General features: G+C 35.6%; 17 protein-coding genes. 9 read left to right on the top strand and 8 right to left on the bottom strand.

What is annotated here, in order from left to right; genetic code table 11:
- Nucleotides 1-146: 146 nt before the first annotated feature.
- The 7 genes from ACFO5O_RS03385 to ACFO5O_RS03355 all read left to right on the top strand — a co-directional run bounded on the left by ACFO5O_RS03385 (nt 147) and on the right by ACFO5O_RS03355 (nt 14,979).
- Nucleotides 147-992 (top strand): transketolase, encoded by an 846-nt coding sequence (locus ACFO5O_RS03385; protein ID WP_387960964.1) that lies wholly within the window; start codon nt 147-149, stop codon nt 990-992.
- Between the two features lie 17 nt (nt 993-1,009).
- Nucleotides 1,010-1,963 (top strand): transketolase family protein, encoded by a 954-nt coding sequence (locus tag ACFO5O_RS03380; RefSeq protein ID WP_387960962.1) that lies wholly within the window; start codon nt 1,010-1,012, stop codon nt 1,961-1,963.
- Between the two features lie 55 nt (nt 1,964-2,018).
- Nucleotides 2,019-2,606: an outer membrane beta-barrel protein gene (locus ACFO5O_RS03375; protein WP_387960960.1), complete on the top strand. Its 588-nt coding sequence runs from the start codon at nt 2,019-2,021 to the stop codon at nt 2,604-2,606.
- 162 nt (nt 2,607-2,768) lie between these two features.
- Complete coding sequence (locus ACFO5O_RS03370; RefSeq protein ID WP_387960958.1) at nt 2,769-6,341, top strand: PQQ-dependent sugar dehydrogenase; 3,573 nt, start codon at nt 2,769-2,771, stop codon at nt 6,339-6,341.
- 85 nt (nt 6,342-6,426) lie between these two features.
- Nucleotides 6,427-8,910, top strand: coding sequence for a PQQ-dependent sugar dehydrogenase (locus ACFO5O_RS03365; protein WP_387960956.1), 2,484 nt, complete (start codon nt 6,427-6,429; stop codon nt 8,908-8,910).
- Between the two features lie 187 nt (nt 8,911-9,097).
- Nucleotides 9,098-14,416 carry a choice-of-anchor D domain-containing protein gene (locus tag ACFO5O_RS03360; RefSeq protein WP_387960954.1) on the top strand — a complete coding sequence of 1,773 codons (5,319 nt, stop codon included), beginning with the start codon at nt 9,098-9,100 and terminating at the stop codon, nt 14,414-14,416.
- 362 nt (nt 14,417-14,778) lie between these two features.
- On the top strand, nt 14,779-14,979 hold the full coding sequence (locus tag ACFO5O_RS03355; protein ID WP_387960952.1) for a hypothetical protein: 201 nt from the start codon (nt 14,779-14,781) through the stop codon (nt 14,977-14,979).
- Between the two features lie 62 nt (nt 14,980-15,041).
- Here the strand turns inward: ACFO5O_RS03355 and hisS are convergent, their stop codons facing one another.
- On the bottom strand, nt 15,042-16,412 hold the full coding sequence (gene hisS / locus ACFO5O_RS03350; RefSeq protein WP_387960951.1) for a histidine--tRNA ligase: 1,371 nt from the start codon (nt 16,410-16,412) through the stop codon (nt 15,042-15,044).
- 164 nt (nt 16,413-16,576) lie between these two features.
- Here hisS and ACFO5O_RS03345 point away from each other — a divergent pair, with 164 nt between their 5' ends.
- Entirely contained in the window at nt 16,577-17,818 is a 1,242-nt protein-coding gene (locus tag ACFO5O_RS03345) for an ABC transporter permease (protein WP_387960949.1), read from the top strand.
- A 4-nt stretch (nt 17,819-17,822) separates the two neighbouring features.
- Here ACFO5O_RS03345 and ACFO5O_RS03340 read toward each other — a convergent pair whose 3' ends face one another.
- From ACFO5O_RS03340 to rpsF, 5 genes are all read right to left on the bottom strand, one after another.
- The gene (locus ACFO5O_RS03340; RefSeq protein WP_387960947.1) at nt 17,823-18,296 is read right to left on the bottom strand and encodes a DUF6495 family protein; all 474 of its coding nucleotides are present in this window, start codon (nt 18,294-18,296) and stop codon (nt 17,823-17,825) included.
- A gap of 65 nt (nt 18,297-18,361) precedes the next feature.
- Complete coding sequence (locus ACFO5O_RS03335) at nt 18,362-21,472, bottom strand: TonB-dependent receptor (RefSeq protein ID WP_387960946.1); 3,111 nt, start codon at nt 21,470-21,472, stop codon at nt 18,362-18,364.
- 115 nt (nt 21,473-21,587) lie between these two features.
- On the bottom strand, nt 21,588-22,049 hold the full coding sequence (rplI, locus tag ACFO5O_RS03330) for a 50S ribosomal protein L9 (RefSeq protein ID WP_387960944.1): 462 nt from the start codon (nt 22,047-22,049) through the stop codon (nt 21,588-21,590).
- Between the two features lie 13 nt (nt 22,050-22,062).
- Nucleotides 22,063-22,359, bottom strand: coding sequence for a 30S ribosomal protein S18 (gene rpsR / locus ACFO5O_RS03325; RefSeq protein ID WP_387960942.1), 297 nt, complete (start codon nt 22,357-22,359; stop codon nt 22,063-22,065).
- A 2-nt stretch (nt 22,360-22,361) separates the two neighbouring features.
- Entirely contained in the window at nt 22,362-22,700 is a 339-nt protein-coding gene (gene rpsF, locus ACFO5O_RS03320; RefSeq protein WP_387960940.1) for a 30S ribosomal protein S6, read from the bottom strand.
- 197 nt (nt 22,701-22,897) lie between these two features.
- Here rpsF and ACFO5O_RS03315 point away from each other — a divergent pair, with 197 nt between their 5' ends.
- The gene (locus ACFO5O_RS03315) at nt 22,898-23,593 is read left to right on the top strand and encodes a LytR/AlgR family response regulator transcription factor (RefSeq protein WP_119030662.1); all 696 of its coding nucleotides are present in this window, start codon (nt 22,898-22,900) and stop codon (nt 23,591-23,593) included.
- On the opposite strand, the gene priA is transcribed toward ACFO5O_RS03315, so the two are convergent.
- Both priA and ACFO5O_RS03305 read right to left on the bottom strand, forming a co-directional pair.
- Complete coding sequence (gene priA / locus ACFO5O_RS03310) at nt 23,594-26,047, bottom strand: replication restart helicase PriA (RefSeq protein WP_387960938.1); 2,454 nt, start codon at nt 26,045-26,047, stop codon at nt 23,594-23,596.
- Complete coding sequence (locus ACFO5O_RS03305) at nt 26,047-26,991, bottom strand: YihY/virulence factor BrkB family protein (RefSeq protein WP_387960936.1); 945 nt, start codon at nt 26,989-26,991, stop codon at nt 26,047-26,049. Before ACFO5O_RS03305 ends, priA begins: the two co-directional genes overlap by 1 nt.

Genomic DNA, 26,991 nt, shown 5'->3' with positions numbered 1-26,991 from the left:
AAGATAATTAACTAAACTGCATTGGATCTTAATAAATTCAAAATTGTTAGCAAAACATTATAAATCGTTGATAAATGAACCAAAAGTCTTTTTTTAAATCTATTTAAAACTCTACTTTTGTGGCTGAAAAAAATAATAGTCAACGCATGTCAAACACACAACAATTAGAAGCATTAGTTACACAGGTTCGTAGAGACATTTTACGAATGGTGCATAAAGTAAATTCTGGTCATCCGGGAGGTTCATTAGGTTGCACCGAATTTTTTGTGGCCCTATTTCAAGAAATAATGGATCGTAAAGAAGGATTTACAATGGATGGTATAAATGAAGATATCTTCTTTTTGTCTAACGGACACATCTCACCAGTTTTCTACAGTGTTTTGGCGCGTTCAGGTTACTTTTCGGTAGATGAGTTAAACACATTTCGATTAATAGATTCTAGACTTCAAGGTCATCCAACCACACATGAAGGTCTGCCTGGTGTTAGAGTGGCTTCTGGCTCACTTGGTCAGGGATTGTCGGTTGCTTTGGGAGCTGCACAAACTAAAAAATTAAATGGTGATTCACATTTAGTTTACAGTTTACATGGTGATGGTGAGTTGCAAGAAGGTCAAAACTGGGAAGCCATTATGTATGCTTCAGCTAAAAAAGTTGACAACATTATTGCTACGGTAGATTTAAACGGACAACAAATTGATGGTGCTACTGACGATGTATTACCTATGGGCAGTTTAAAAGCTAAATTTGAAGCTTTTGGATGGATTGTACTGGAAATAAATGAAGGCAATAACTTGGAAGCAATTTTAAAAGGAATGGCCGAAGCAAAATCTAAAACAGGTCAAGGAAAACCAGTTTGTGTGTTGTTAAAAACAGTGATGGGCAATGGTGTAGATTTTATGATGCATACGCATGCTTGGCATGGAAAAGCTCCAAACGACGAGCAATTGGCCGTTGGATTAGCTCAAAACGTTGAAACTTTAGGAGATTATTAATACTGCAATACAAAGAGATGAAAACATATACAAATACAGGAAATAAAGACACGCGATCAGGATTTGGAGCTGGTTTAACTGAATTAGGTAAAACCAATGAAAATGTTGTTGCGCTTTGTGCAGACTTAATAGGTTCTTTAAAAATGGATGATTTTAAAAAAAATCACCCAGAACGATTTTTTCAAGTAGGAATTGCCGAGGCGAATATGATTGGTATTGCAGCTGGAATGACCATAGGTGGAAAAATACCATTTACAGGAACATTTGCCAACTTTTCAACAGGCCGTGTTTATGACCAGATACGTCAAAGTGTAGCCTATTCTGATAAAAATGTAAAAATTTGTGCTTCACATGCAGGTTTAACACTTGGAGAAGACGGTGCTACCCACCAAATCCTGGAAGATATTGGTTTAATGAAAATGTTACCTGGTATGACGGTAATCAATACCTGTGATTATAACCAAACCAAAGCGGCAACTATCGCTATTGCTGATCATCACGGTCCTGTATATTTACGCTTCGGACGCCCTAGTGTTCCTAATTTTACTCCAGAAGATCAAACCTTTGAAATAGGCAAAGCAATTCAGCTCACTGAAGGAAACGATGTTACCATTGTAGCCACAGGACATTTAGTATGGGAAGCACTTGAAGCTGCCAAAGCACTAAATGATAAAGGAATTTCAGCTGAAGTGATTAATATTCACACCATTAAGCCTTTAGATGATAAAGCTATTTTAGATTCAGTAGCAAAAACAAAATGTATCGTTACTGCCGAAGAACACAATTATTTAGGAGGCCTAGGTGAAAGCGTGGCGCGTGTTCTTGCACAACATCAACCAACGCCTCAAGAGTTTGTCGCTACCAATGACACCTTTGGTGAATCTGGTACTCCAGCACAACTCATGGATAAATACGGTTTAAATAGTAATGCTATCATAAATGCAGTAGAAACTGTCTTAAAAAGAAAATAATATTAGTTTGGCAACGTTTTTGATTTAACAACTCAAATCTTAAAAAACTATTATTATGAAAAAATTGATTTTTAGCACTGTATTAATTGCAGTATTCAGCCTTACGGCAGTAGCACAAGACGGTACAGGTTTTGGTATTAAGGGCGGTTTAAACTATAACGCCAATGGTGATTATTTCGAATCGATAAGTGAAAATGCACAACATCCAGATCGAAATATTGGCTACCATTTAGGGGTCTTCGGAAAATTTGGAGACCGCTTCTATTTTAGACCAGAATTAGTTTATACAAGTACCAAGAGCGACTACAACAGTGATGATTTTAAAATGAAAAAGTTAGATGCCCCTATGTTAATTGGCATCAAAGTACTAGGACCTATTAATGTATTTGGCGGTCCAGCTTTTCAATATATTTTAGATACTGAATTTGATGGCGTCACAATCGACGATGTTGAAAACGAATTCACCGTTGGTCTTAATTTCGGAATTGGGCTTGACCTTAATAAGCTTGGCATTGATTTACGCTACGAACGTGGTTTTAATGATAATGAAGCTACCTTTATTAACAATAATATAGGTGGATCGTCAAGTAGGATAGACACTAGACCAGATCAACTTATATTAAGTTTCTCATTGAAATTGTAAAATTAATAAGCATTTAACACAAAAGCCCAACATATGTTGGGCTTTTGTGTTTTTAGCCGTTGATAACTTGTTAATACTCCGACACTTAAAACCACCATTAAATGGCTATAAATTGTTAATTTTCAAAAGCTATTATTCATTCTTTTATTTAAAACTTTTTTGATGATTTTAAAATTACCAACCAAATTCAATCCCAAATCTTTATTTTGCTCTTTACTTTTTTTTTCTACTCTATTTTCGTTTAGTCAAGGAACACTTGAAGTAACAGGTAATGGTAACATTATCCCAAGCGGTTCTTCGAACACAAGTACCTCCAATTTTACTAATTTTGGCAGTGTTGAAGTAGGCTCCAACAAAAGTAATGTCTTCGTACTTGACAATACTGCAGGAGGGGGAAGCCCAAACAGACGACTAAATAATATTCAAGTTACAATTTCAGGTTCGTTAGACTTTGCTCCGGTTAGTACTGGTCTTGGCACCTTAAAAGGAAGCGATACACCTGTCAATCATATTATAACGTTTACACCTACCTCTAGTGGTTTGAAATCTGCTACGGTTACAATTTCATTTTCGAATGGCACAAATTCTCCTTACACATTTGTGGTTCAGGGAACTGGAACAGAGCAACAACCGGAAATCAATGTGACGGGATTAGGAAATACAATTCCTGACAACGATACTACTCCTAGTGTGTCAGATGATACCTCTTTTGGTTCGGTTCCTGTTGGCTCATTGACCAACCATATTTTTACGATTGCAAATATTGGTAATACCTCAACGAACTTAATCGTTAGTAATAACGGGGCTGGAATTTCTATTTCTGGAGGTTCTGGATATTTCAGCATTAATTCTGAACCCGCTCAAAATAGCATCATTACGGGTGGAAATAGCCTTACATTTTCAATTGATTACAATCCTTTAGCTATAGGAACTCATACGGCAACCATAAGTATTGATAACAATGATAGCAATGAAAATCCATACAATTTTACGATTTCAGGAACCGCTTTTAACCCTACACCCGAAATACAGGTAATAGGCAATGGCATAGAGATTGTAAATGGTGATACAACTCCTTCAACTACTGATGACACCAATTTTGGCATTGTGAATATGGGTTCACAGCTTTCCAAAACTTTTACCATTAATAACACTGGAACCGAATTGTTAAACATTTCGGATATTTCTTTATCCAATACATTGGACTTTTCGTTTTCAGGAGCTCCATATAGCACTCCTATAGCGGGAGGATTTAGCACTACATTTACTATTGCTTATTCTGCAACATCAATAGGAACGCAAACTTCAACAGTAACAATTATCAATGATGATGCAAATGAAGATCCATATACGTTTACTATACAAGGAACTGGTGCCAATGTGACTTATACGCCTGTAACCAGTGGTCCTGATTGGACCGTCACCAACTTGACTCCAAATTTTGAACTGAACAATCCAAATACCATTATCTATGGACCTGACAATTACCTATGGATTACAGAACGAGTCGGTAAAAGAGTTGTAAAAATCGATCCCCTAGTTGGAGGCTCAAAAACCGCCATATTAGACCTTTCAGGCCTTGTTTATCAAACTGGAGGGCAAGATGGTCTCATGGGTATGGCAGTTCATCCCGATTTATATGCCAATATTAATACGACTACTAACAATTATGTCTATTTGGCCTATACCTATAATTCAAGTGGAAGAAAATTAAGAATTGCTCGATACACCTACAATTATAATAGTGGCAATGGTTTTCTTGATAGCGGAAGTGCCACCACTATACTTGAAGGCTTTGATGCTAGCAACGATCACAATTCCGGTAAGCTTCAGATTGGTCCTGACATGAAATTGTATTATACAGCAGGTGATCAAGGTTATAATCAATTTTCAAATGCATGTTTAGAAATTAGAGCACAGTACTTGCCTACAAGTGATGGGCAAACTCAAACTTCTATTGCAAATAAAGCTGAATATAAGGGAAAGATTTTGAGAATGAACCTTGATGGAAGTATCCCTTCAGACAATCCTGTTCTTGCAGGATTTAGAACCCATATTTATACTTATGGACATAGAAACCCGCAGGGTTTGGTTTTTGGAAATGACGGAAAATTATATTCTTCAGAGCATGGCCCAAAAGTAGATGATGAGTTGAATGTCATTATTGCTGGTAAAAATTATGGATGGCCAAATATTGCTGGATATTACGATAACCAAGCTTATGCTTACTGTAATTGGTCAAGTTCTTCAAATTGTAATTCAAGTAATTTTAGCGACCATAATTGTCCTAACGATGTAACTCCAATTAGCGAATTTGATGCTATAAATAACGCCTTACTTTCAAATTTTCAACCACCAATTGGAACGTATAACAGTTCGGCAAGTGTTGAACCATCAGGCGGATTTTTAGAGTGGCCAACAGTTGCACCGGCTAGTTTGGCCATTTATGAATCTGGACAGATTCCTGGTTGGGACAAATCTCTATTGATACCAACACTTAAACGAGGGACTATTTTTAGAGCAAAATTGAATTCATCAGGCGATGGACTTGAAAGTCAAGTTTATGAAGAATTTCACTCGTCAAACGATCGTTATAGAGACATAGCGGTTGGTCCTGATGGCATTACCTTTTATGTTATTACCGATTCTAGCGGAAGTACGTCTGGACCATCAGGTACAAATCCACAATCATTGCAAAACCCTGGTGTAGTTATGCGGATTCAATATAAGTGTTTAATTGGTACTTCATGTGATGATGGCAATGATTGCACGATTAACGATGAGTATGATTCGTTTTGCGATTGTGTTGGTGAACTTCAACCAGATACAGATAATGATGGTGTTTGTGATCCAATAGACCAATGTCCTGAATTTGATGATACATTAATTGGCACAGCCTGTGACGATGGAAATGATTGTACAATTAATGATGTTTATACTGTTGAATGTGATTGTGTAGGAACTTACATCGATAGCGATGGAGATGGCGTATGTGATGCCGATGATATCTGTCCTGGATTTGATGACACCATTGACGAAAATTTGAATGGAATACCAGATGGATGCGAATCTGAGTGTGACCCTTCTGTGGTTGGTTTTAACATCAATCCATTAACACATTCAGGTTCAGGTACAAGCAACACATCCTTAAACTTACCAGATTACAGTCAAGATGTTTCATTTACAATTACTGGGATCGACCAAGTGACTGGAGGAAAACCAAGCAAAAGATTTATTGACTTTGTAAATGTTACTTATGTAGATGGAAATAATGTGACACAATCTGCTGGCACATTTAGTGGTGCTAATGTAAACTCTGCAAATATTAGCATAACGGGTGTTGTAAAATCGATTACTGTCAATCTTTCTGATGCCTACGATAGTAACGCTTCAGTCAATATGAGTGTGAACCTTGGAATTGTATCCTATTGTGTACTCAATAATCCGCCTTCATCGAGTGCTAGAAGTAGTATAAAAGCAACTTCATCGTTTGGTGATGTATTTAGAGTTTATCCTAACCCCACATCTTCTCAATTATTTGTTGAACGAATAAATTCAGATTCTAAAGTAACTATTTCAATGTTCAGTATTGTTGGTCAATTAGTCAAGAAAGTTCAAATGCTAACTAACAGGCAAACAATTAGTGTTCAAGAATTTTCAAAAGGACTATATATACTTCAAATTACAGATGAAAATGGTGTAACAATGAAAACTGAACGAATAATCATAAAATAAGTATTATATATTAGTGGAGGCGCAATCACACAGCGCCTCTATTTAAAAAAAACAAGAATTAATCTTTAACGCTCTAATTACTATTATGACTACAAAATTACTCGTGATTCTAAACTCCAAAATAATAACTAATATCTGCATTTTACTTTTTGGAGTATCCGTTTTAGCGCAAGGCACTCTTGAGGTCACAGGTAACGGAAACAGCGTTTTAACTGGATCTACAAACTCTCCTGCGGTCAACAACAATACCGATTTTGGCGATGTGGAAATTGGCAGTAACAAACCCAGTACCTTTGTGATTGACAATACAGCCAGTGGTGGTAGTGCTGGCAACCAACTTAATGGTATCACCGTTACTATTACTGGCTCTTCAGATTTTACACCTTCAAACTCAAACCTCGGCAATCTTAAAGGAAATGACACTCCAATAAATCACATCATTACATTTACACCGAGCTCATCAGGTATAAAATCGGCAACTGTAACTATAACATTTACAAATGGAACAAATTCCCCTTTTACATTTACACTTCAAGGAAATGGCGTTGTAGCTACTCCCGAAATTGAAATTACCGATAATGGGAATACTATTATTAGCAATGGGGGGAATTTTAATTTTGGAACTATTCCCCCAAGCTCCATGTCATCCGAAACATTCACAATTAAAAATGTCTCTAATGCAACCACAACTTTAAACCTAACTGGGACCCCGATCGTTGACATTTCGGGTGACAGCGAATTTTCGGTTACCACACAACCCAGTGGAACTTCAATAATAGGGGGCAATAGTTTAACATTTATCGTAAAATATGATCCAACTTCTGTTGGAGGGCCTCACAACGCAGTTATTAGTATCGCCAATGATGATCCTGACGGTTCTGAAAATCCATATCTCATCAACTTACAAGGTTTATCAGATAATATCACTTATACACCAACCACAGATGGACCAGATTGGACGGTTACAAATCTTACTTCAAATTTAGAGCTTAATAATCCAAATACTATAATTTACGGACCCGATGGTCAACTATGGATTACCGAGCGTGTTGGGGAAAGAGTGGTAAAAATAGACCCACTTACCGGCGGTAGTAAGACCACAATGTTGGATTTAAATAGTGCTGTATACCGAACCGGTGGCCAAGACGGATTAATGGGAATGGCGGTGCACCCCGATTTATATACCGATGTGACTACCACAACCAACAATTATGTGTATCTGGCCTATACGTATTCAATTGACGGAACAAATAGTGGAAGACGTTTACGGATTGCACGTTATACCTACAACTATAATAGTGGCAATGGTTTTCTTGATAGCGGAAGTGCTGTAACCATTCTTGAAGGCTTTGAAGCCAGTAATGACCATAACTCAGGAAAATTAATTTTTGGACCTGATTTAAAACTCTATTATACTGTTGGAGATCAAGGACATAATCAATTCTCTAATGCCTGTTTCGAAATTAGAGCTCAATACCTTCCTACCAGTGGAGGGCAAACAACTTCAACTGGAGACAAATCTGAATATAAAGGAAAGATTTTACGGATGAACCTTGATGGAAGTATTCCTACCGACAATCCTGTGCTAGGCGGATTCCAAACCCATATTTATACCTATGGTCATAGAAATCCACAGGGCATTGTTTTTGGATCTAATGGTAAATTGTACTCGTCAGAGCATGGTGCAAAAGTTGACGATGAACTCAACATTATTGAAAGCGGCAAAAATTATGGTTGGCCACATATTGCTGGATATTATGACAATCAAGCTTATGGGTATTGCAACTGGTCTAGCTCTGGTGTATGTGGTTCTACAACCTTTAATGATCACAACTGTCCGCCAGATGTGACACCTATTCCAGAGTTTGATGCTTCCAACGATGCCCTTGTTGCTAGTTTTCAACCACCAATAGGTACTTATAACAGTACTGTAAGTACAGATCCTTCAGGAGGTTTTTTGACCTGGCCAACCGTTGCCCCATCGAGCATTGCTATTTATGAAGGCGGTCAAATTCCAGATTGGGGTGAATCACTTTTAATTCCGACATTGAAACGTGGCACTATATATAGGGCCAAATTGAATGTAGTAGGTGATGCTCTTGAAAGTCAAACCTATGAAGAGTTCCATTCCTCAAACGACCGCTATAGGGATGTTGTCATGGATCCAGATGGCATAACCATGTACGCTATTACAGACTCCAGCGGAAGCACATCTGGACCGTCTGGGACCAATCCACAAACATTGCAAAACCCGGGCGTGGTGATGAAAATTCAATATATTGGGGTAACATTGAACAACAAAACTCTGGCAATTACAAAATTAAATTTTTCATTAATTCCAAACCCAGCATCTAGTAGCTTTAAGTTGCACTTTAGCAACAACTCAAACCTTACTACTGTAAATGTTCAAATTATTGATGTACAGGGAAGGCTGGTAAAACAGTTAAATTCTGTATCAAGTAATGACCTGATATCTACTTCTTCACTAAATAACGGTTTGTACTTTGTTAAAATTGAAGACAAAAACCTTAATGCTATAGGTGTTAAAAAGCTTATCATCAAGCATTAATCCTTTTTATACGGTATAATATTTATTAAGAAACCCTGATTTTTAACAATAAAAATCAGGGCTTTTATCCTATTGTTCTAACTAACACCGTGCATTTCGTCGATTTTTTTTGCATTTCATAGATATTTGTTTTATGTTTGCTCTGCTATTATTAACAAGATTGCCCTCAATCTATATTTAACCGCTTATGAGGACTACAGCTCTTAAGAAGTATGTCGTATGCTTGGGATTCACCCTGTTGGCAAGTCTAAATCTTTCCGCACAGGAAATAGCTATTTTAGGTAATGGCATTTCTATTCCGGATAATGACACAACCCCTCAAACAGCAGATTTTACCGATTTTGGCAATACAACTTCAAGAATATTTGAAATTGATAATGTTGCATCAAGTGGGAATCCAACCTTAAACGTTTCATCAATCATCCTGTCAAATACTACAAATTTTTCAATAACAAGTAATCCTACACCTGTTGGATTCAAAAAAAATGATGCAAACGTACCTTTTACAATAACCCTAAACACATTAACAGCAGGCACTTATACCTCTACAGTAACTATTTCAAGCGATGCAACCAATGATGGTGCCGACAATAAATGGATTTTCACTATTAGAGCCGTTAGAGGTCCAGAAATCAACATTCAAAGCAACGCTACTACAATTGTAGATGGCGATACAACCCCATCCACTACTGACAATACCGATTTTGGCTCTACATTTATAGGAACTCCGGTAACAAAAACTTTTACCATACAAAATACAGGAAATGCCGCATTAAATTTAACTGGAGCATCACCTTATGTAGTGATATCAGGTGCAAATGCTTCAGATTTTTCGGTAACTGTAATCCCATCGTCATCCATAGCCGCATCAGGAAGTACAACATTTAATATTAGGTTTAATCCTGCAACGGCCGGTGTAAAAAACGCCACATTAAGTATTGCCAATAACGACAGTGATGAAAACCCTTATGATTTTAGTATAAGAGGTACTGCCGTGACTCCAGCTCCTGAAATAAAAATCATGGGTGGTACGGTGTTGACAGAAATAGTAGATGGTGATACTACTCCAGATAATATTGATGGTACAGACTACGGTTCAATTAGTGTCGGAACTACTCTTCAAAGAACGTTTACAATCGATAATACCGCTGGAACTGGTGCCTTAAACATTTCTAGTATTACCTTATCAAATACAACAGACTTTGCCATTACAGGAACTGCATATAGTACTCCAGTGAGTGCTGGGGGTACTACCACATTTAGCATTACATATACAGCTTCTGTAGGTTCACAAACCTGTACGGTTACTGTCAACAATGACGACTCTAATGAGGGCACTTATGATTTTGTAATTCAAGGTACTGGAGTACAACTGTTTTATGATAGTGATAACGATGGTATTTTTGACAATATTGATATTGATGATGATAACGATGGTATATTAGATTCAGTAGAAGAATCTGATTGTAGAAATTCACCAATATCCTATTCTGTAAACTACAAATTTTTAGAAGAAACCTTTGGAACAGGAAATAGAACAACTATAAATACATCTTATGATGCTACAACAACATACTGTTACGAAAACGGAACGGTAGGAACAAATACAGGTAGTTGCCCTTCATTAAGCTCTATTGACTTAAATGATGGTGAATACACGGTTTATCACAGAGCCGCCAATGGTGATGGGATTAATCAAACACCAAATAACGAAGTAGCAAGTTGGGCTGATGCTTACTGGTATACTGGTGGAGACCATACTGGAGATACCAACGGTAGAATGGCCATGTTTAACGCTTCTTACGATCCGGGTGTCTTTTATACAGCACATATTACTGGCGCCCTTCCTAATGTACCTATTACCTATAGTTTTTGGGTAATCAATTTAGATAGATCAGACGCCCCAGGAATTAACACTAGATTACGACCAGACATTCGTGTTGAGTTTCAAGATATGAGCGGTAATGTTTTAGCTTCTATAACCACAGGACCAATTGCGCCTACTACAGCCGGAAATGCTGCTGGTGATTGGTATCAATTTACTGCTGATCTTAATCTAGGTGTCAACGAGTTTCAAGTAATATTTATCAATAATGAAACTGGAGGTTTAGGAAATGATTTAGCATTAGATGATATTGAAATTAAACAAACCTTATGTGATTTTGACAACGATGGAATTGCTGATATTTTTGATTTAGACGACGACAATGATGGCATACCAGATATTGTTGAAATTGGACTTGGACATTTAAGCAATGGTACGGGTAAAATGGATGTAGCATGGGTTGATGCCAATGGAAATGGCATGCATGATAGTGCTGAAGGTCATACACCATTAGATTCTGATGGTGATGGTGTACCTAATTACCATGATTTGGATAGTGATAACGACAGTATTTTTGACGTTGACGAATCTGGTGCTGGAAATTCTGGCGACCCAAATTTTCAAAATGGAGATGGTGATATTAATGGTGACGGCGTTGGCGATGGAGTAGATTCAGAAGCTTTCCGTGAAAAAGATGTTTATGGTACTGGAATACCAGAATATTTTGGAGACGGTATTTTGGATATTTACGATTTTCATAGCGTTGCCAATACCTTTACTGATGCGTACGGCAACAATAGTCAAGGTACAGTTACAGGAACCGTTTATTATGTAAAAGATACCGATGGTGATGGTATCCCCGATTATATTGATTTGGATTCAAATAATGATGGAATTTACGATATTGCTGGAACTCTTTATGCCAGCCTAGATGCTAATAATGATGGTATAATAGACGACACAAACGATGCTGATGGTGATGGAATCGTTGACTTATTTGACACTAATGATGCCCAATTTGGCTCTCCTCGTGATTTAGAGCGCAAATTGCATTTATATTTTGATGGTCGCAACGATTATGCTGATGACCTACCTGTAATTAATGCTTGGGGTGAAGGAACTTTGATGTCTTGGATAAAAATCGATCCGACAGCGTCAGGAATTCAAACCATCGTCGGACAAGATGGTTTCTACATTCAACTTAATTCCGATAAAAGCATTACGGCTTATGCTAATGGATATTCACTTACTAATGGAGCGGCATTAACAACAAATCAATGGATTCATGTGGGAGCAACTTACAAAAACGGAAGCTTTGTACTCTATATTAATGGATTGGAAGCTTCAAGCAATACCTCCGTTAGTGGAGGATTACCTGCCGATACTTCAAGTTTCACTTTAGGTAGAAAGCCCGATACCAATAGTAACTATTTTAAAGGTTATCTAGATGAAGTTCGTGTGTTTAACAAATCACTATCTGCCAATGAATTTCAGAAAATGATATATCAAGAAATTGAATCTAATTCAGGTATTACTAGAGGTGCCATTATTCCTAGAAATGTAACAGATTTCGTTAATGAAACCACAATTACACCTTTGCCTTGGACAAATTTACAAAGGTATTTTAGAATGGATAATTACAAGGATGATATCATAGACGATTTGACCACTCCAACAATTGATGTAGGTTCAGGTGCTAAAATATATAACACAAAAATAATTGGTGTTCAATCTGCACCGCTACCTTTCGTAACGCAGCAAAGCGGTGACTTGGCTACCGCAGTTACTATAGCTGCCGATGGCGTAAATGGAAATGATGCAGTGACTTATGATTGGTCTATAGTCAAGGTTGAACATGATGGTGTATATTACGGTGCGAATCAAAAGCATATAGGTTTAATAATTAATGAATTGGATGCAGGCTCTAACCCTATTGAGTTTGGAGTTCAAAATAATTCTGAATTAAACGTAAGCTGGTATTTAAAGCTTGATGGATTTATTGATCTCGACTCTGAATCACAATTGGTACAAGGTCCTGAAAGTGTTCTAGATGTGACGAGTAAAGGGCGTATTGAAAAAGACCAGCAAGGCACAAGAGATCTTTATACTTATAATTATTGGTCATCACCAGTGGGAGTAATTAGTACAACTTCTAATAACACAAGTTATACTCTTCCTAATGTTTTTAAGGATGGCACAAATCCTGGATCGCCTGCAACCATTAACTTTTTAACTTCTGGTTATAATGGAGCTGCTGGACCTCCTATTTCAATTGCAGATTATTGGATTTGGAAATATGCCAATTCAGGATCTAACAGTTATTCGTCATGGCAACATGTTAGAAGTACAGGCTCTATTTTACCAGGTGAAGGATTTACGATGAAGGGTGTTGCAAATACAAGTGGAAACGTTAACCTAAAGCAAAATTATATCATCAACGGAAAACCCAATAATGGCAATATTAACCTTACGATAGCCGCAAATAACGATTATTTGGTTGGAAATCCATATCCATCGGCATTGGATGCCAATGAATTCATTTTGGATAATACAGGTACTTTAGATGGCGGTAGAAATGCCAGTGGTAATGTAATAAACGGTGCCTTATATTTCTGGGATCACTTTGGTGGAGGATCACATACACTCTCTGAATATGAAGGGGGTTATGCAACATACACCCTTATGGGAGGTGCAGCCGCGATAGCTAATGATGCCAGAATTAATGCCACTGGTAGTGTTGGTACCAAAATACCAGAACGCTATATACCTGTTGGGCAAGGGTTCTTTGTATCTGCAGTTTTAAATGCTAGTCTTGTTGGCTTAACCCAGCCCGTTGTTGGTGGCACTATTCAGTTTAAAAATAGTCAGCGTATCTTTAAAACAGAGGGAGCGACTGGGTCGAATACTGGGTCTGTATTTTTGAGATCAAATGGATCAGGAGATTCTAAATCTAAATCTTCAGCACAAAAAACATCTCAACAAGACATAGATCATCGCCCAAAAATATGGTTAATGTATGATTCTCCTAAAGGCTATCATAGACAGTTGCTAGTTGGAATGGATGAAAACGCCTCTAATGATTTTGATATGGGTTATGAAGCCCAATTGATTGAAAATAACAAAGAAGATATGTTTTGGGAATTCAATAGTAACAAATTTACTATACAAGCTGTAAATAACTTCGATGCAACTCAAGTTTTGCCACTCGGTATTAAAACCAGTAAAGTTGGAATTTCAAGAATAAAAATTGATCAATTAAAGAATATTCCTGATGTATCACAAATTTATATTCATGATAAACACACTAATTTATATCACAATTTAAGAACGTCAGATTTTGAAATTAACTTACCTATTGGAAATCACAGCAACCGTTTTGAAATTACGTTCAATAATGGAACCCCACCAGGTGAATCATTAGGTGTAGATGAACATGATCTTAATGGTGTTTCATTATATTATGCTAATGAATCTGAAAGTATCGTTTTACTTAATCCTGAATTGGAAAACATTAAGTCTATTGAATTGTTGAATATACTTGGTCAATCTATAAAATCATTCAAAATCCCACAGCAAAAGAAGTTTTCTGAATATAAAGTAAAACACTTAAGCCCTGGCACTTATGTTTTAAAAATACATACTGTAAGCGGTTCAGTATCTAAAAAGGTTTTAGTTAAATAGTATTAGCCCTAAATCTTAATCTTAACTAAAATGCAGTCCCGGAAAATTTTCCGGGACTTTTTTATTTGAAAATAGTAGCAACAAAATGTTTTATAGGGATTGATTATAAGTAAATTGATGCCTTTAACCTATATAAAACAGTTGAAATTAGTCTAATTTTTACACTTTATCGATTTTATTTGTATTTCGTGGATTTTTTATTCACTTTTGTTCAAACCTTTAGCCCCAACTAAATTTAACCCATTTATGAATTCTACACGACTTTCTTTAATGAATGGCAACCCTAGCCTAACAGCTATAGAACTTGCTGCCCTCAACGAATAAAGTTTTGAGTATTTATAAATACCAAAAACCTTAACCTTATGAACCTGGAAATTGAATTACTCAAAATTAAAATCGAATTTAAGATGTTTTTATTAACTGTTGAATATTATATCATTCAAGCGGAAATGTATATTCTCAAAAAATGGATGAAATCAGAACAAGAAGTCAAATCCATAGATTCTGAAACCTATGCATTAAAAATTCAAAGTGTAGATGAAGCAGTAACTAACAAAATTTAGACCTTATAAAAGCCTTTAACTTTAAATTAGTAAAACCTCGTCCTGAACAATCAGGACGTTTTTTATTGAAGGAGTTTATACAGATCTTCAAAAACAACATTGATTTGTTCCCCAGTAACCATATTTTTAAGGGTGAAGGTGTTCGATTTTAATTCGGCTTCACCAACCAAAACCACAAAATCTATGTTACGTTTATTAGCGTAATTAAGTTGTTTTTTCATTTTAGCGGCATCAGGGTACAATTCAACATTAATGCCTTCAGATCGCAATTGCTTAATAGCTTTCATACAACCCAATGCTTCAAATTCACCAAAATTAATGAACAAGGCTTTTACAGTAGTTGTTACCGTTTCTGGAAATAAATACAATTGCTCAAGAACCAAATAAATTCTATCCAATCCAAAGCTTATTCCTACACCACTAACATCTTTAAGCCCAAAAATACCTGTTAGATCATCATAACGGCCTCCGCCACCTATAGAACCCATATCCACTCCTTTTGGAGCAGATACTTCAAAAATGGCACCGGTATAGTAGTTTAAGCCACGTGCTAAAGTAACATCAAGTTGGAGTGTGGCCGTTTTTAATTGTAATTCGGAAATGGTTTTATCTATGAAATTTAATTCTTCAATCCCTTTTTTGCCCTCGCCAGAATCTGCCAAAATAGTTTTTAGCTGTTCTATTTGTGATTCGAAACTTCCTGAAAGATTAAACAAAGGTTGTAATTTATCAATACCGGTTTGTGTGATACCTTTACTTAACATTTCCGCTTTAACCTTCTCCTCACCTATTTTATCTAATTTGTCAAGTGCTACAGTGAAATCAATCAACTTGTCTTGCGCCCCAATAACTTCGGCAATACCTGATAGAATTTTTCTGTTATTAATTTTTATAGTGACGCCTTTTAAATTAAGTGCTGTAAAAACAGCATCGTACAATTGTACAAACTCCACTTCCTGCCACAGTGACTGACTTCCAACAACATCGGCATCACACTGGTAAAATTCCCTAAAACGACCTTTTTGAGGACGATCAGCGCGCCAAACAGGTTGAATTTGGTAGCGTTTAAAAGGAAATTCAATCTCATTTTGATGTTGAACCACGTACCGTGCAAAAGGCACCGTTAAGTCATATCGAAGTGCTTTTTCTGAAATAGATGACCCTAAACTGTTAGAATCTTTTTGTGAATACAAAGTATCATCTACTTTAGATAAAAAATCTCCAGAATTTAAAATTTTAAAAATCAAGCGGTCACCTTCGTCACCATACTTCCCCATTAAGGTTTCGGAGTTTTCAAAACTAGGTGTTTCAATAGGTTGAAATCCAAACAACTCGAACTGCTGTTTAATAGTATTAACTATATAATTTCGCTTTGCAACGTCTTGCGGATTAAAATCTCGTGTCCCTTTAGGAATGCTTGGTTTTTGTGCCATAGTTATTCCTCATGCATATGAGGATCATTTAGTGTTACATTGTAATTCATCACAAAAATATTATAATTTTTAGAGGCAGGCCTAAGATATTTTAAAATTATAGTAACTTTATTAGGCTTTGATAGTCTTATAGTAAATTATCACTAACATTTTAATACCGTTAAATGTTTTCATTAGCTAAAGAAAATATACGCATTGCATTCGATTCTATAAAAAGCCAGTTACTCCGTACTATTTTAACCGTTTTAATCATTGCCATTGGTATAATGGCCTTGGTTGCCATTTTAAGCTCGGTTTCCGCTTTAGAAAATACTATTTCCAGTGATTTTTCATCAATGGGTGCCAATACCTTTAATATTCAGCGCTATGAGTTTAACTCCCAGCGTCAAGGTGGTCGTGAGCGTCAGAAAATAAACCCTATCATTACCTACCGAAATGTTAAGGATTTTGAGGATCAATTTAAATTTCCTTTTACCAAGACTTCAGTATCGTTTATTGGAACTAGATCTGCAGAGGTTAAATTTGAAAACAAAAAAACCGACCCAGAAGTTAGCGTGCTTGGTGCGAACGAACATTTTATTCAAAACTCTGGTCTTGAAGTTGATGAAGGTCGTGAGCTCAACTATTTTGATATTGAAAATAGCACGAACGTATGTGTTATTGGAAGCGACTTAAAAAAGGCCTTGTTAGATGATGTCAATCCAATTAACAAAACTATAAGTGTACGAGGCTCTAAATTTAAAGTAATTGGTGTTTTAAAATCTAAAGGAGCAACTTTTGGAAACAATCAAGATTTAAGAGTGATAATTCCTATTCAAAAGGCGAGAACTATATTTACCAATCCTTTTATTAATTATAATTTGAGTGTTAAGGCAGAAAAAAAAGATATGCTAGCCAGTGCTCAAGACGAAGCTATTTTAACGTTTAGGTCTATTAGAGGTTTAAACCCTGTTGAAGAAAATAATTTTGGACTAGAACGCAGTGATGACCTCCTAAATAGAATAGGGTCTATCACACAATATCTATACATAGCCGCATGGGTGATTAGCATTATTACCATATTTGGTTCGTCAATAGCACTTATGAATATTTTATTCGTGTCTGTATCTGAACGTACAAGGGAGATTGGTGTTAGAAAAGCTTTGGGTGCCAAACGTAAAACCATAGCCTTTCAATTTTTTTTAGAAGCGATTATCATCGGTCAGCTTGGTGGAATATTAGGTATTATTTTGGGTGTACTTATAGGTTTAGGTGTTTCTGCAGCGGCTAAATTTCAGTTTGCAATACCATGGTTAGCTATGTTTAGTGCATTCACTATAGCGTTTATTGTTGCCATCATTTCAGGATTGCTACCGGCTGTAAAAGCGGCTAAACTAGATCCCATTGAATCGCTACGTTACGAATAAGCGTTTATGGAGTGACTAACTTTTCGAAATATTGAAACAAATCCCCTTTAGTAATTACTGCGCCTTGTTGAATCAATTTAAATTTATCGAGCGCTTTATCATCGGTATAAGCCTTTTTGGCACTGAAGAATTCTACATCATCTGATAAGAGGTTATTTCTAAACCAACCAAAGCCTTCATTGGTGGTGAGATCAATTGATGTGTTTTTTACTTTAAGAGCAATTAATCGCATTTCATTTTCAAGGCAATGAAATAAATGAATCTGATGAGCAGAAATATGTTCTAAATACATCACTTTAGATAAAACACCCTCCCAAACCAAATCACTAAAAACATCTAATTCTTGTTCTGCAACTTCAGGTTTTTCTTTTTTAATTTGATCCCATTCGTCAGCAGTAATAGACTGCGTAGCTAAAAAATTAATAAATTCTTTATGTAACTCTTCAAATTGTTCTTTAGTAAGTCTTGAATATTTCATAATTAATCAAAAAAAAATGCGCCCTTAAAATTAAGAGCGCAAATTTAACAATTAAATACGAGTTATTAGAATATGTAACGCAATCCAAATTGCATTTGCCATCTCGAAGCTAAACTAGAATCATAACCAAAGGTATCAGTCTGATCCGGATTAAAAGTATAGGTAGGATTACCAGAACCATCAACTGTCACACCTATAGGCTGTACGTTGTTAGGTTGTTGAATCAATCCCCATTCAGAGCTTAATAAGTTTCCAACATTTAAAATATCGATACTTAACTGAATAGTATTCGTCTTATCTTCAGAAACTTTAAAGTTATAATCTTGTAAGAATTTAAGATCCCATCTACCTCTCCAAGGTGCCAATGCGCCATAACGCTCTGCATACTGACCGCGACGGCCATTTAAATAATCATCTTGCTGAATAAAGGCTTCTAAAGCTGCACCTTGACCTGCTCCAGAGAAATTCATTTGGCTAATCTCACTAGAAGTTGGAATATAAATTAAATCGTTAATGCTTGAGCCATCACCGTTAATATCGCCACCATAGGTATAATTAAATCTTCCTCCTTGAGCATATTCAAAAAATGTTGACAATGTTGTTCCCCATCTATCATTTCCATAGTTCCATTTTTTACTTGCCACACCAATAAAACGATGTGTATCTCCATATTTCGAATAGCCTAAAACATCATTATTAACATTGCCTACTACAGGGTTTCCAGCAAAGGCATCGCTGGTGATTTCAGCTTCAATAGAATTAACATCTTTAGAGTTCAAATAACTATAGGCTAACATGGTATAAAGTCCATTATCAAATGTTTTTTGAGCTTTAACAGCTACATTCCAAATTCGACCTTTATCTGAATTGGTAAATACAAAAGGTCCTGCACCTAATCCAAAGCCATTGAGTTGATCATTTGATGTATAAATTGGCCTGTTATCAACACCATTTAAAGTCCCTGAAGGAGGTGTTAAACCCCAATGTTGTACATGTGGACCATTAAGATCTTTAGAATATGACACATCTCCAGTAAGGATAAGACCATTTTCTAATTTTTTATCTACACCAATATTGGTCCTCCACACTTGTGGGAATTGATAGCTCGGATCAACGGCTTGCAAAAAGAACACGTCAGGTGCAGCAATTTGATTACCTAACCATACAAATGGAAAACGTCCTGTAAAGGTACCTGTCCCACCTCTTATTTGAAAAGTATCGTCTCCCTTCACATCGTAATTAAATCCAACTCTTGGTGAAATTAGCCATTTATTGGTAGGCATTTGCGTATTATCTATAAATACGGTTTCTCCTGTATTTGGATTTTGGTAAGGTTGATCAGCGATTACAAATCCTCGATCTATTACATTTTGTGCTTTTTCGGCAGAGTCAAAAAATAATGGTTTATCAAAGCGTAATCCATAAGTTAATTTAAATTTTTCGGAGATATTCCATTCATCTTGGGCATAAAAGGATAATTGTCCAACATTGGTTTCAGCCAATGCCCATCCTCCTGGAGTACCTTCTGGCATGGTGTTATTGGCGTCAAAAACTTCTTGTGGTCTATTAAAATCATAGCTCGTAGCGTCAAAATCATTAATATCTACACCGCCAAACAAATCAAAACCATAGCTGGTTAAATTAAACGAGTTATCAAACGAAAATTTCTCAAAGGCGAATCCAATTGTGAAGGTGTGATCACCTTGATAAAAATTTAAATTGTCTGAAAATTGCAACACTTTTTGATCTAATCTATTGTGAATAGAGAATGGTTCGTGACCAGCAATAATATAAGGAGAACCATCTTTATAAATATTAATAGAAGGTGCTGGAGTAGAAAATGGATTTCTAAAGTCATTAAAATGTGTATATCCAAATTGGAATTTATTCGAGGCATTATCAGATAAAGTTGAATTTAATTCTATTTGAACAGATCTTAATTCATTATTGATTTCATACCCTGAATTTTGAAACTGTAACGTTGAAGCATTTGGGCCTCTAAAACCAATAGCAGTAGGGTGAGCTGGTTTTTCTTTAGCTGCATTCAAGAAATTATAAATGACTGCTAAACGATTGTTATCATTAATATTCCAATCTAATTTAAAAATTCCTTTAGTAGATTCAGAAGCATGTGTAAATCCTTCATAGGCCCCTGGGTCGTAACCTACGGCCAACAATGCATCTCTTACCATAATCAAATCACTTTCCAAAACTCGAGACTCATTTATAGCACCTGATCCTGAATTTGGAACCCAGCCATTAGTACCTAAATCTGTTCTATCATCTTTTTCAAAATTGGCAAAAAAGAATAATTTATTTTTAACAATTGGGCCACCAATACTTAACCCGTATTGCGTTTGTTCAAGTTTTGGCTTAACAATTTTATCTCCTTTTATTTTACCTCCAGTTAAACTTTCATCTCTGTAAAAGCCATAAACTGTTCCATGAAAATCATTGGTACCACTTTTGGTAACGGCATTTACAGAAGCTCCTGTAAAACCAGATTGCGTTACATCATAAGGTGCAGTAGTTACTTGGATTTGCTCGATAGCGTCTAATGACACAGGTTGAGCATCGGTTTGACCTCCGGGAGTTGCTGCATCCAATCCAAATGGATTATTGAATATAGCGCCATCTAATGAGAAATTATTGAACTGGTCATTTCTACCACCAAAAGATCCATTACTGGCCGTAGGTTCTAATCTCGTGAAATCTGAAGCAGATCTTGAAATTGTAGGTAATCTCGTTAACTCTCGTCTACCAACGCTTGTTTCTGCTCCGGTACGATCACTTCCAAAGGTTCCAGTACCACCAGAACCTGAAATAACTACAGTTTCTAGTTGTTCGCTATCAGGAACCATAGCAGTATCAATGTTTTCAGTCTTACCTAAAGTAAGAAAAACATTCTCTAAAACTTGTTCTTTGTAACCTACATAACTTATAGTTATGGTATAAGGACCTCCAACCCTTAAATTAAGAAGGTTGAAACGTCCGTCAAAATTTGTTGCGGCACCGTATTTAGTTCCTGTTGGTGTATGCACAGCAACCACATTTGCGCCAGGTAATGGCTGTTCAGATTCATCAAGAATCAGTCCTTTAATGTTCGAGGTCGTAACTTGAGCTGCGACCACTAGAGAACCAAACATCAAAAGTAATACTAGTAATTGTTTTTTCATTTGTATTGATTTAATTTGAATAAATTTATGTTAGTTTGCAATAAAGCAGCGTAAATATAAAATAAAAAGGCCGCTAAATATAGCGGCCTTTTTATTTTTTATTAACGATTTAGAATTAAGCTTCAGCTATAACTTCAAAAGTTAAATCCACTGTAACTTCTCTATGAAGTCTGATAACAGCTTCATATTGTCCTAAACGCTTAATATTCCCACCATTGATAGCAATATACTTTTTCTCAATGTTGTGACCTTCATTATTTAAAGCACTTGCTAAATCTATATTGGTTATAGAACCAAATAATTTATCTCCTGCTGTTGCACCAGCTCCTGCCTTAGCAGTAATCTTGATACTTAAAGCTTTAATTGCTTCAGCTGTTTTGCGAGCTTCATCAATTATCTTTTTCTCTTTAAAAGCTCTTTGCTTTAAAGTTTCTGCTAATACTTTTTTAGCTGAAGGCGTAGCCATTACAGCTTGCCCTTGAGGAATTAAAAAATTTCTACCATAACCGTTCTTAACTGTTACAATATCGTCTTTAAATCCTAAATTTTCAACGTCTTGTTTTAATATAAGTTCCATAGTTATTGGTATTTTATTTTAATAAATCGGCAACATATGGCATCAACGCAAGGTGACGCGCTCTCTTTACTGCTACAGATACTTTTCTTTGGTATTTTAACGAAGTTCCTGTTAAACGTCTTGGTAACAACTTACCTTGTTCGTTTACAAACTTTAATAAGAAATCTGGATCTTTATAATCGATATATTTAATACCAGATTTTTTAAAACGACAATATTTCTTCGTTTTATTAGTGTCAATATTTAATGGAGTAAGATATCTGATCTCTCCATCCTTTTTTCCTTTTGCTTGTTGTTCAATTGAAGACATAATTACGCTTTTTGTTTGTTTCTAGTTCTTCTCTTTTCAGCCCAAGCAACTGCATGCTTGTCTAATTTAACTGTTAAGTAACGCATAAAACGCTCATCACGTCTAAACTCTACTTCTAATGGATTGATAACTTCACCATCTACAGTGTACTCAAATAAGTGATAAAAACCACTTTTTTTGTTTTGAATTGGATACGCTAATTTTTTTAGGCCCCAATCTTCTTTGGCTATCATCTTCGCTCCTCTAGAAACAAGAAAGTCTTCGTATTTCTCTACTGTTTCCTTTATCTGGGTCTCAGATAAAACGGGATTTAAGATGAAAACAGTTTCATAATGATTCATATAAAATAAATTTACAATTAAAAATGGGTGCAAAAATAGCTATAAATTCCAATTCTAGCAATATTTTTACATTAAATTATTTGTAGTATAATAAATGTTAAATTTATGTTAAAATACACAGTTTAACGATGTTTTTTGGTTTTTATCCGAATTTTTTGTACTATTGTCGATATCTTAACCTAAAATATAATAATGTTATGACTTTAAACTGTGTAGTAGTTGATGATTCCGCAATACAACGATTATCAATTGTAAAGTTAATCGAGAGCCACGCCTCACTTAACCTCATTGCAGAATACAGTAGCGCCCTTGAAACCAAGAACGGACTTAATACCCATAAAGTAGACCTCATCTTTCTGGATATTGAAATGCCTGTTTTAAATGGTTTTGAACTGCTGGATGTACTCAACAATAAACCCCAAATTATTTTTGTTACTGGTAAAACAGAATACGCATTTAAAGCTTTTAATTATGATGCTACTGATTATTTACAAAAGCCTATTACAAGAGAACGTTTTAATACGGCCGTAGACAAAGCACTTGAGCAACATAAATTAAAGCTAGACTTTGACGAAACCGATGGTGAACATATTTTTGTCAAAAGTAATCTAAAAAAGCGTAAAGTTTACATCAAAGATATAAAATGGATCGAAGCTCTAGGTGATTATGTTAAATTAGTTACTGAAGAGAACAGTTTAGTGGTATTATCTACCATGAAAGCTTTTGAAGCCGAATTACCTGAAGGTAAATTTTTAAGAATTCATAAATCGTATATAGTTAACCTTGATAAAGTTGACCGATTTAATAGTAAAAACGTAGAAGTAGGCGCCTACGAAATTCCTTTAAGTAGGAATAAGAAAACACAGTTAGTAGATGCTTTAAATAACATTTAATCAATAATTATCGACATTTAAAACTACCCTAACTGACCTAAAATCTTTAACACTCAAGAAGCTATTGTTAATTTTAACAATAGCTTCTTTTGTTTTTGACAAGGACTGTTTAGATGGTATTTTAACCAAAATATTTTTATGAAATTGATTTCGAATTCGTGAAATAGGTGGGAATTCGGGCCCTAAAACATTATGTTTAAACACTTGTCGTAAGGATTTAGCATACCAATCGGCCCCTAAATTGACTTTCTGAAAATCTTTATGCTTAAAAGTAATTTTAATTAACCTGTAAATTGGAGGGTATTTGTAATTATGCCGATCATTCATTTGTTCTTCATACATCTGAATAAAATTATTAGTGGAGACCTGTTTCAATATTTGATGATAGGGATTATACGTTTGTATCAAAACCTTCCCTCTAACATCGGTTCGCCCTGCCCTACCCGATACTTGAACCATGAGCTGAAAGCTGCGCTCATGTGCTCTAAAATCAGGAAAATTGAGCATATTGTCAGCATTCATAATGCCAACCAACCTTACATTTCTAAAATCCAACCCCTTAGTAAGCATTTGCGTTCCTACAAGAATATCAACCTCTTCTTGTTCAAAGGCATTGATGATTTTATCATAACCGTATTTCCCGCGTGTGGTGTCCAAATCCATACGCGCTACTTTCGCTTCGGGAAATAGGGTTTTCACCTCTTCTTCAACTTGTTCGGTTCCAAAACCTTTACTATCTAATTCCAAACTGCTACAAGCCATACATTTGGTTTGCATAGCCATATGATAACCGCAATAATGACAGCGCAATTGATTTTTAAATTGATGAAATGTAAGACTAACATCACAATTAGAGCATTGTGGCGAATGTCCGCAGGTATTACATTCAACTATTGGTGAAAAGCCTCTTCTATTCTGAAATAATATGATTTGATGACCTTCTTTGAGTGTTTCGGTCATTTCTTCGATCAAACGATCACTAAAATGACCTGTCATGCGTTTACGTTTATGCTTGTCTTGAATATCTACCAATTCAATATCTGGCATTAAAACGTTGTTAAATCTGTGATTAAGTTCAACAAAGCCATATTTGCCCTGTTTGGCATTATAATAACTCTCCAAACTTGGCGTAGCAGATCCCAGCAAGGTTTTAGCATTAAATAAGTTTGCCAAAACAATAGCAGTGTCACGTGCATGATATCTTGGTGCAGGATCAAACTGTTTAAAGGAAGTTTCGTGTTCCTCATCAACAATAATTAATCCTAATTTCTGAAATGGTAACAACACCGAAGAACGCGCACCTAAAACAATCTGTGCTTTTGGCGAATTGTAAAGTACATTGTTCCATACTTCCACACGTTCATGGGATGAATATTTAGAATGGAACACTGCTACTTTTTCTCCAAAATACATTTGTAATCGGGAAACCAATTGCGTCGTTAATGCAATTTCAGGGAGTAAATACAATACTTGCTTTCCTTCTTGTAATGTATCTTCAATCAGTTTTACATAAATCTCTGTTTTACCTGAAGAAGTCACCCCATGTAACAAGGTAACATTCTGATCTTTAAATGTTTCCTTTATATCTTTTAAAGTATTATCCTGGTGTTCATTTAAGCGCTTTGAATCTTCATTTTCATCGCCATCATATAGAATCCTATCGGTTTGAATGTGGTATTCTTCCAAAACATCTTTATCAATTAACGCTTTGATAATAGCCGTATTCGCATCACTTTCTTCAACCAATTCCGTTACTTTTACAGGCTTTTTGGTTTGTGCTGATATTGAAAACAGCGTCATTACCACCTGGCGTTGCTTTGGGGCTCTATTCAAATCTTCCAATAAATCTTTCAGGGCAGCTTCTGAACTGTATTTTGAACTCAACTTTACATACCTAACCAATTTAGGCTTGTATTTTTCAAAGATTTCTTCTTCTACAGAAACAGCGTTTTTATCAATCAATCGTTTGATGACTGGGAGCACATTCTTCTTATCCAAAATATTTGCAACATCCTGTATTTTCAATGACGATTGATGATGTAAGGCTTCGTACACCAAAAACTCATCATCTTTAAGTGTTTCATCACCAATTACAAGGTCCTTATTTTTAAGAATAATGGTCTCGCTTTCTAATACAAAAGCACTGGGCAGCGCCGATCGCATAACTTCTCCCAAAGTGCACATATAATAACTGGCTATCCATTGCCAATGTTGCAACTGCATTTGAGTAACAATTGGAACATCATCCAAAATTTGATGGATATCTTTGGCTTCATAAATTTCCGGTGCAATTCGGTGTGAATGCTGCACAATTGCCGTATAAATTTTTGATTTACCAAACGGTACTGCGACACGCATCCCAGGTTTTAAAAAATCAAACTCGGCTTGAGTCACTTGATAAGTGAAACATTTTTCGAGTGGAATGGGCAGTATGACATCAATAAAGTAAAACATTAAAAACTCTTCTTTAAACGATTTAATGAAGCATTTAACTCGTAACCTAAAAGAATAATATTAGAGTTTAGCCACAAATAAAATAAGAGGATTAAAAGTGCGCCTATCGAGCCATAAAGTTCATTATATTTTGAAAAGTTTTCAATATAAATACCGAAGAGATACGATGTAAGAATAATGAGTAAGGTCGTAAACAGCGCACCTATTGAAAAAAAGCTCGAAGCTTTACCTTCTTTGGTTCCGAAATAATATAAAGTTGCCGTAGCCAAATACACCATCATAATGAAAAACATATATTTTGCTAAAGTTACCCAAACTATGCTCGAGCTATTTTGTGCATATCCTTTTTCCTGAAGACTTTCGAACAAATTATCGATCACATAAATTTCAAAATAACCAAATACCGCAACTGTTAATATGAGTAAAAATGCTAAAATTAAAGCAACTCCTAAAGCATATATATACTGTTTAAAGACATTTCTAGTGAGTTGTTCATGATAAGAGCTTTCAAAACCAGAAAACACAGCACTTACTCCATTAGCCATCAATAAAATAGACAACACAAAAACAGAAGACAACAATCCGCCTTGTGCATTATTATCACTTATGTTTTCAAAAATATTCTTAAAGAAAAAATCTGAAGTTTGAGGTGGCAGGAAAGACTCCAAAAACGCCAAAAATTCTCCTTGAAAATTCGCTACAGGGATATAAGGAATAACTATAAGTATAAACAATAAGAATGGAAATATCGCTGTAAAAAAACTAAAGGCAATGGCGCTTGCTCTAGTTGTTAAAGCACCTTTTGCAATACCTGTGACATAGAGTTCCAGCAAATCATAAAGAGAAAGGCCTTCCAAAGCAGGAAGTTTTATTCTTTTGAAGATGCGAACAACAAGATTAACAATTGGAATGGTCTCAAGTTTGTCTTCAATAGGTTTTGTCAT

Source organism: Geojedonia litorea, assembly GCF_042654525.1.
GTDB classification, from domain to species: domain Bacteria; phylum Bacteroidota; class Bacteroidia; order Flavobacteriales; family Flavobacteriaceae; genus Geojedonia; species Geojedonia litorea.
Note: the sequence above shows the minus strand (reverse complement) of the source record. Positions and strands in the feature narration are given on the sequence as shown.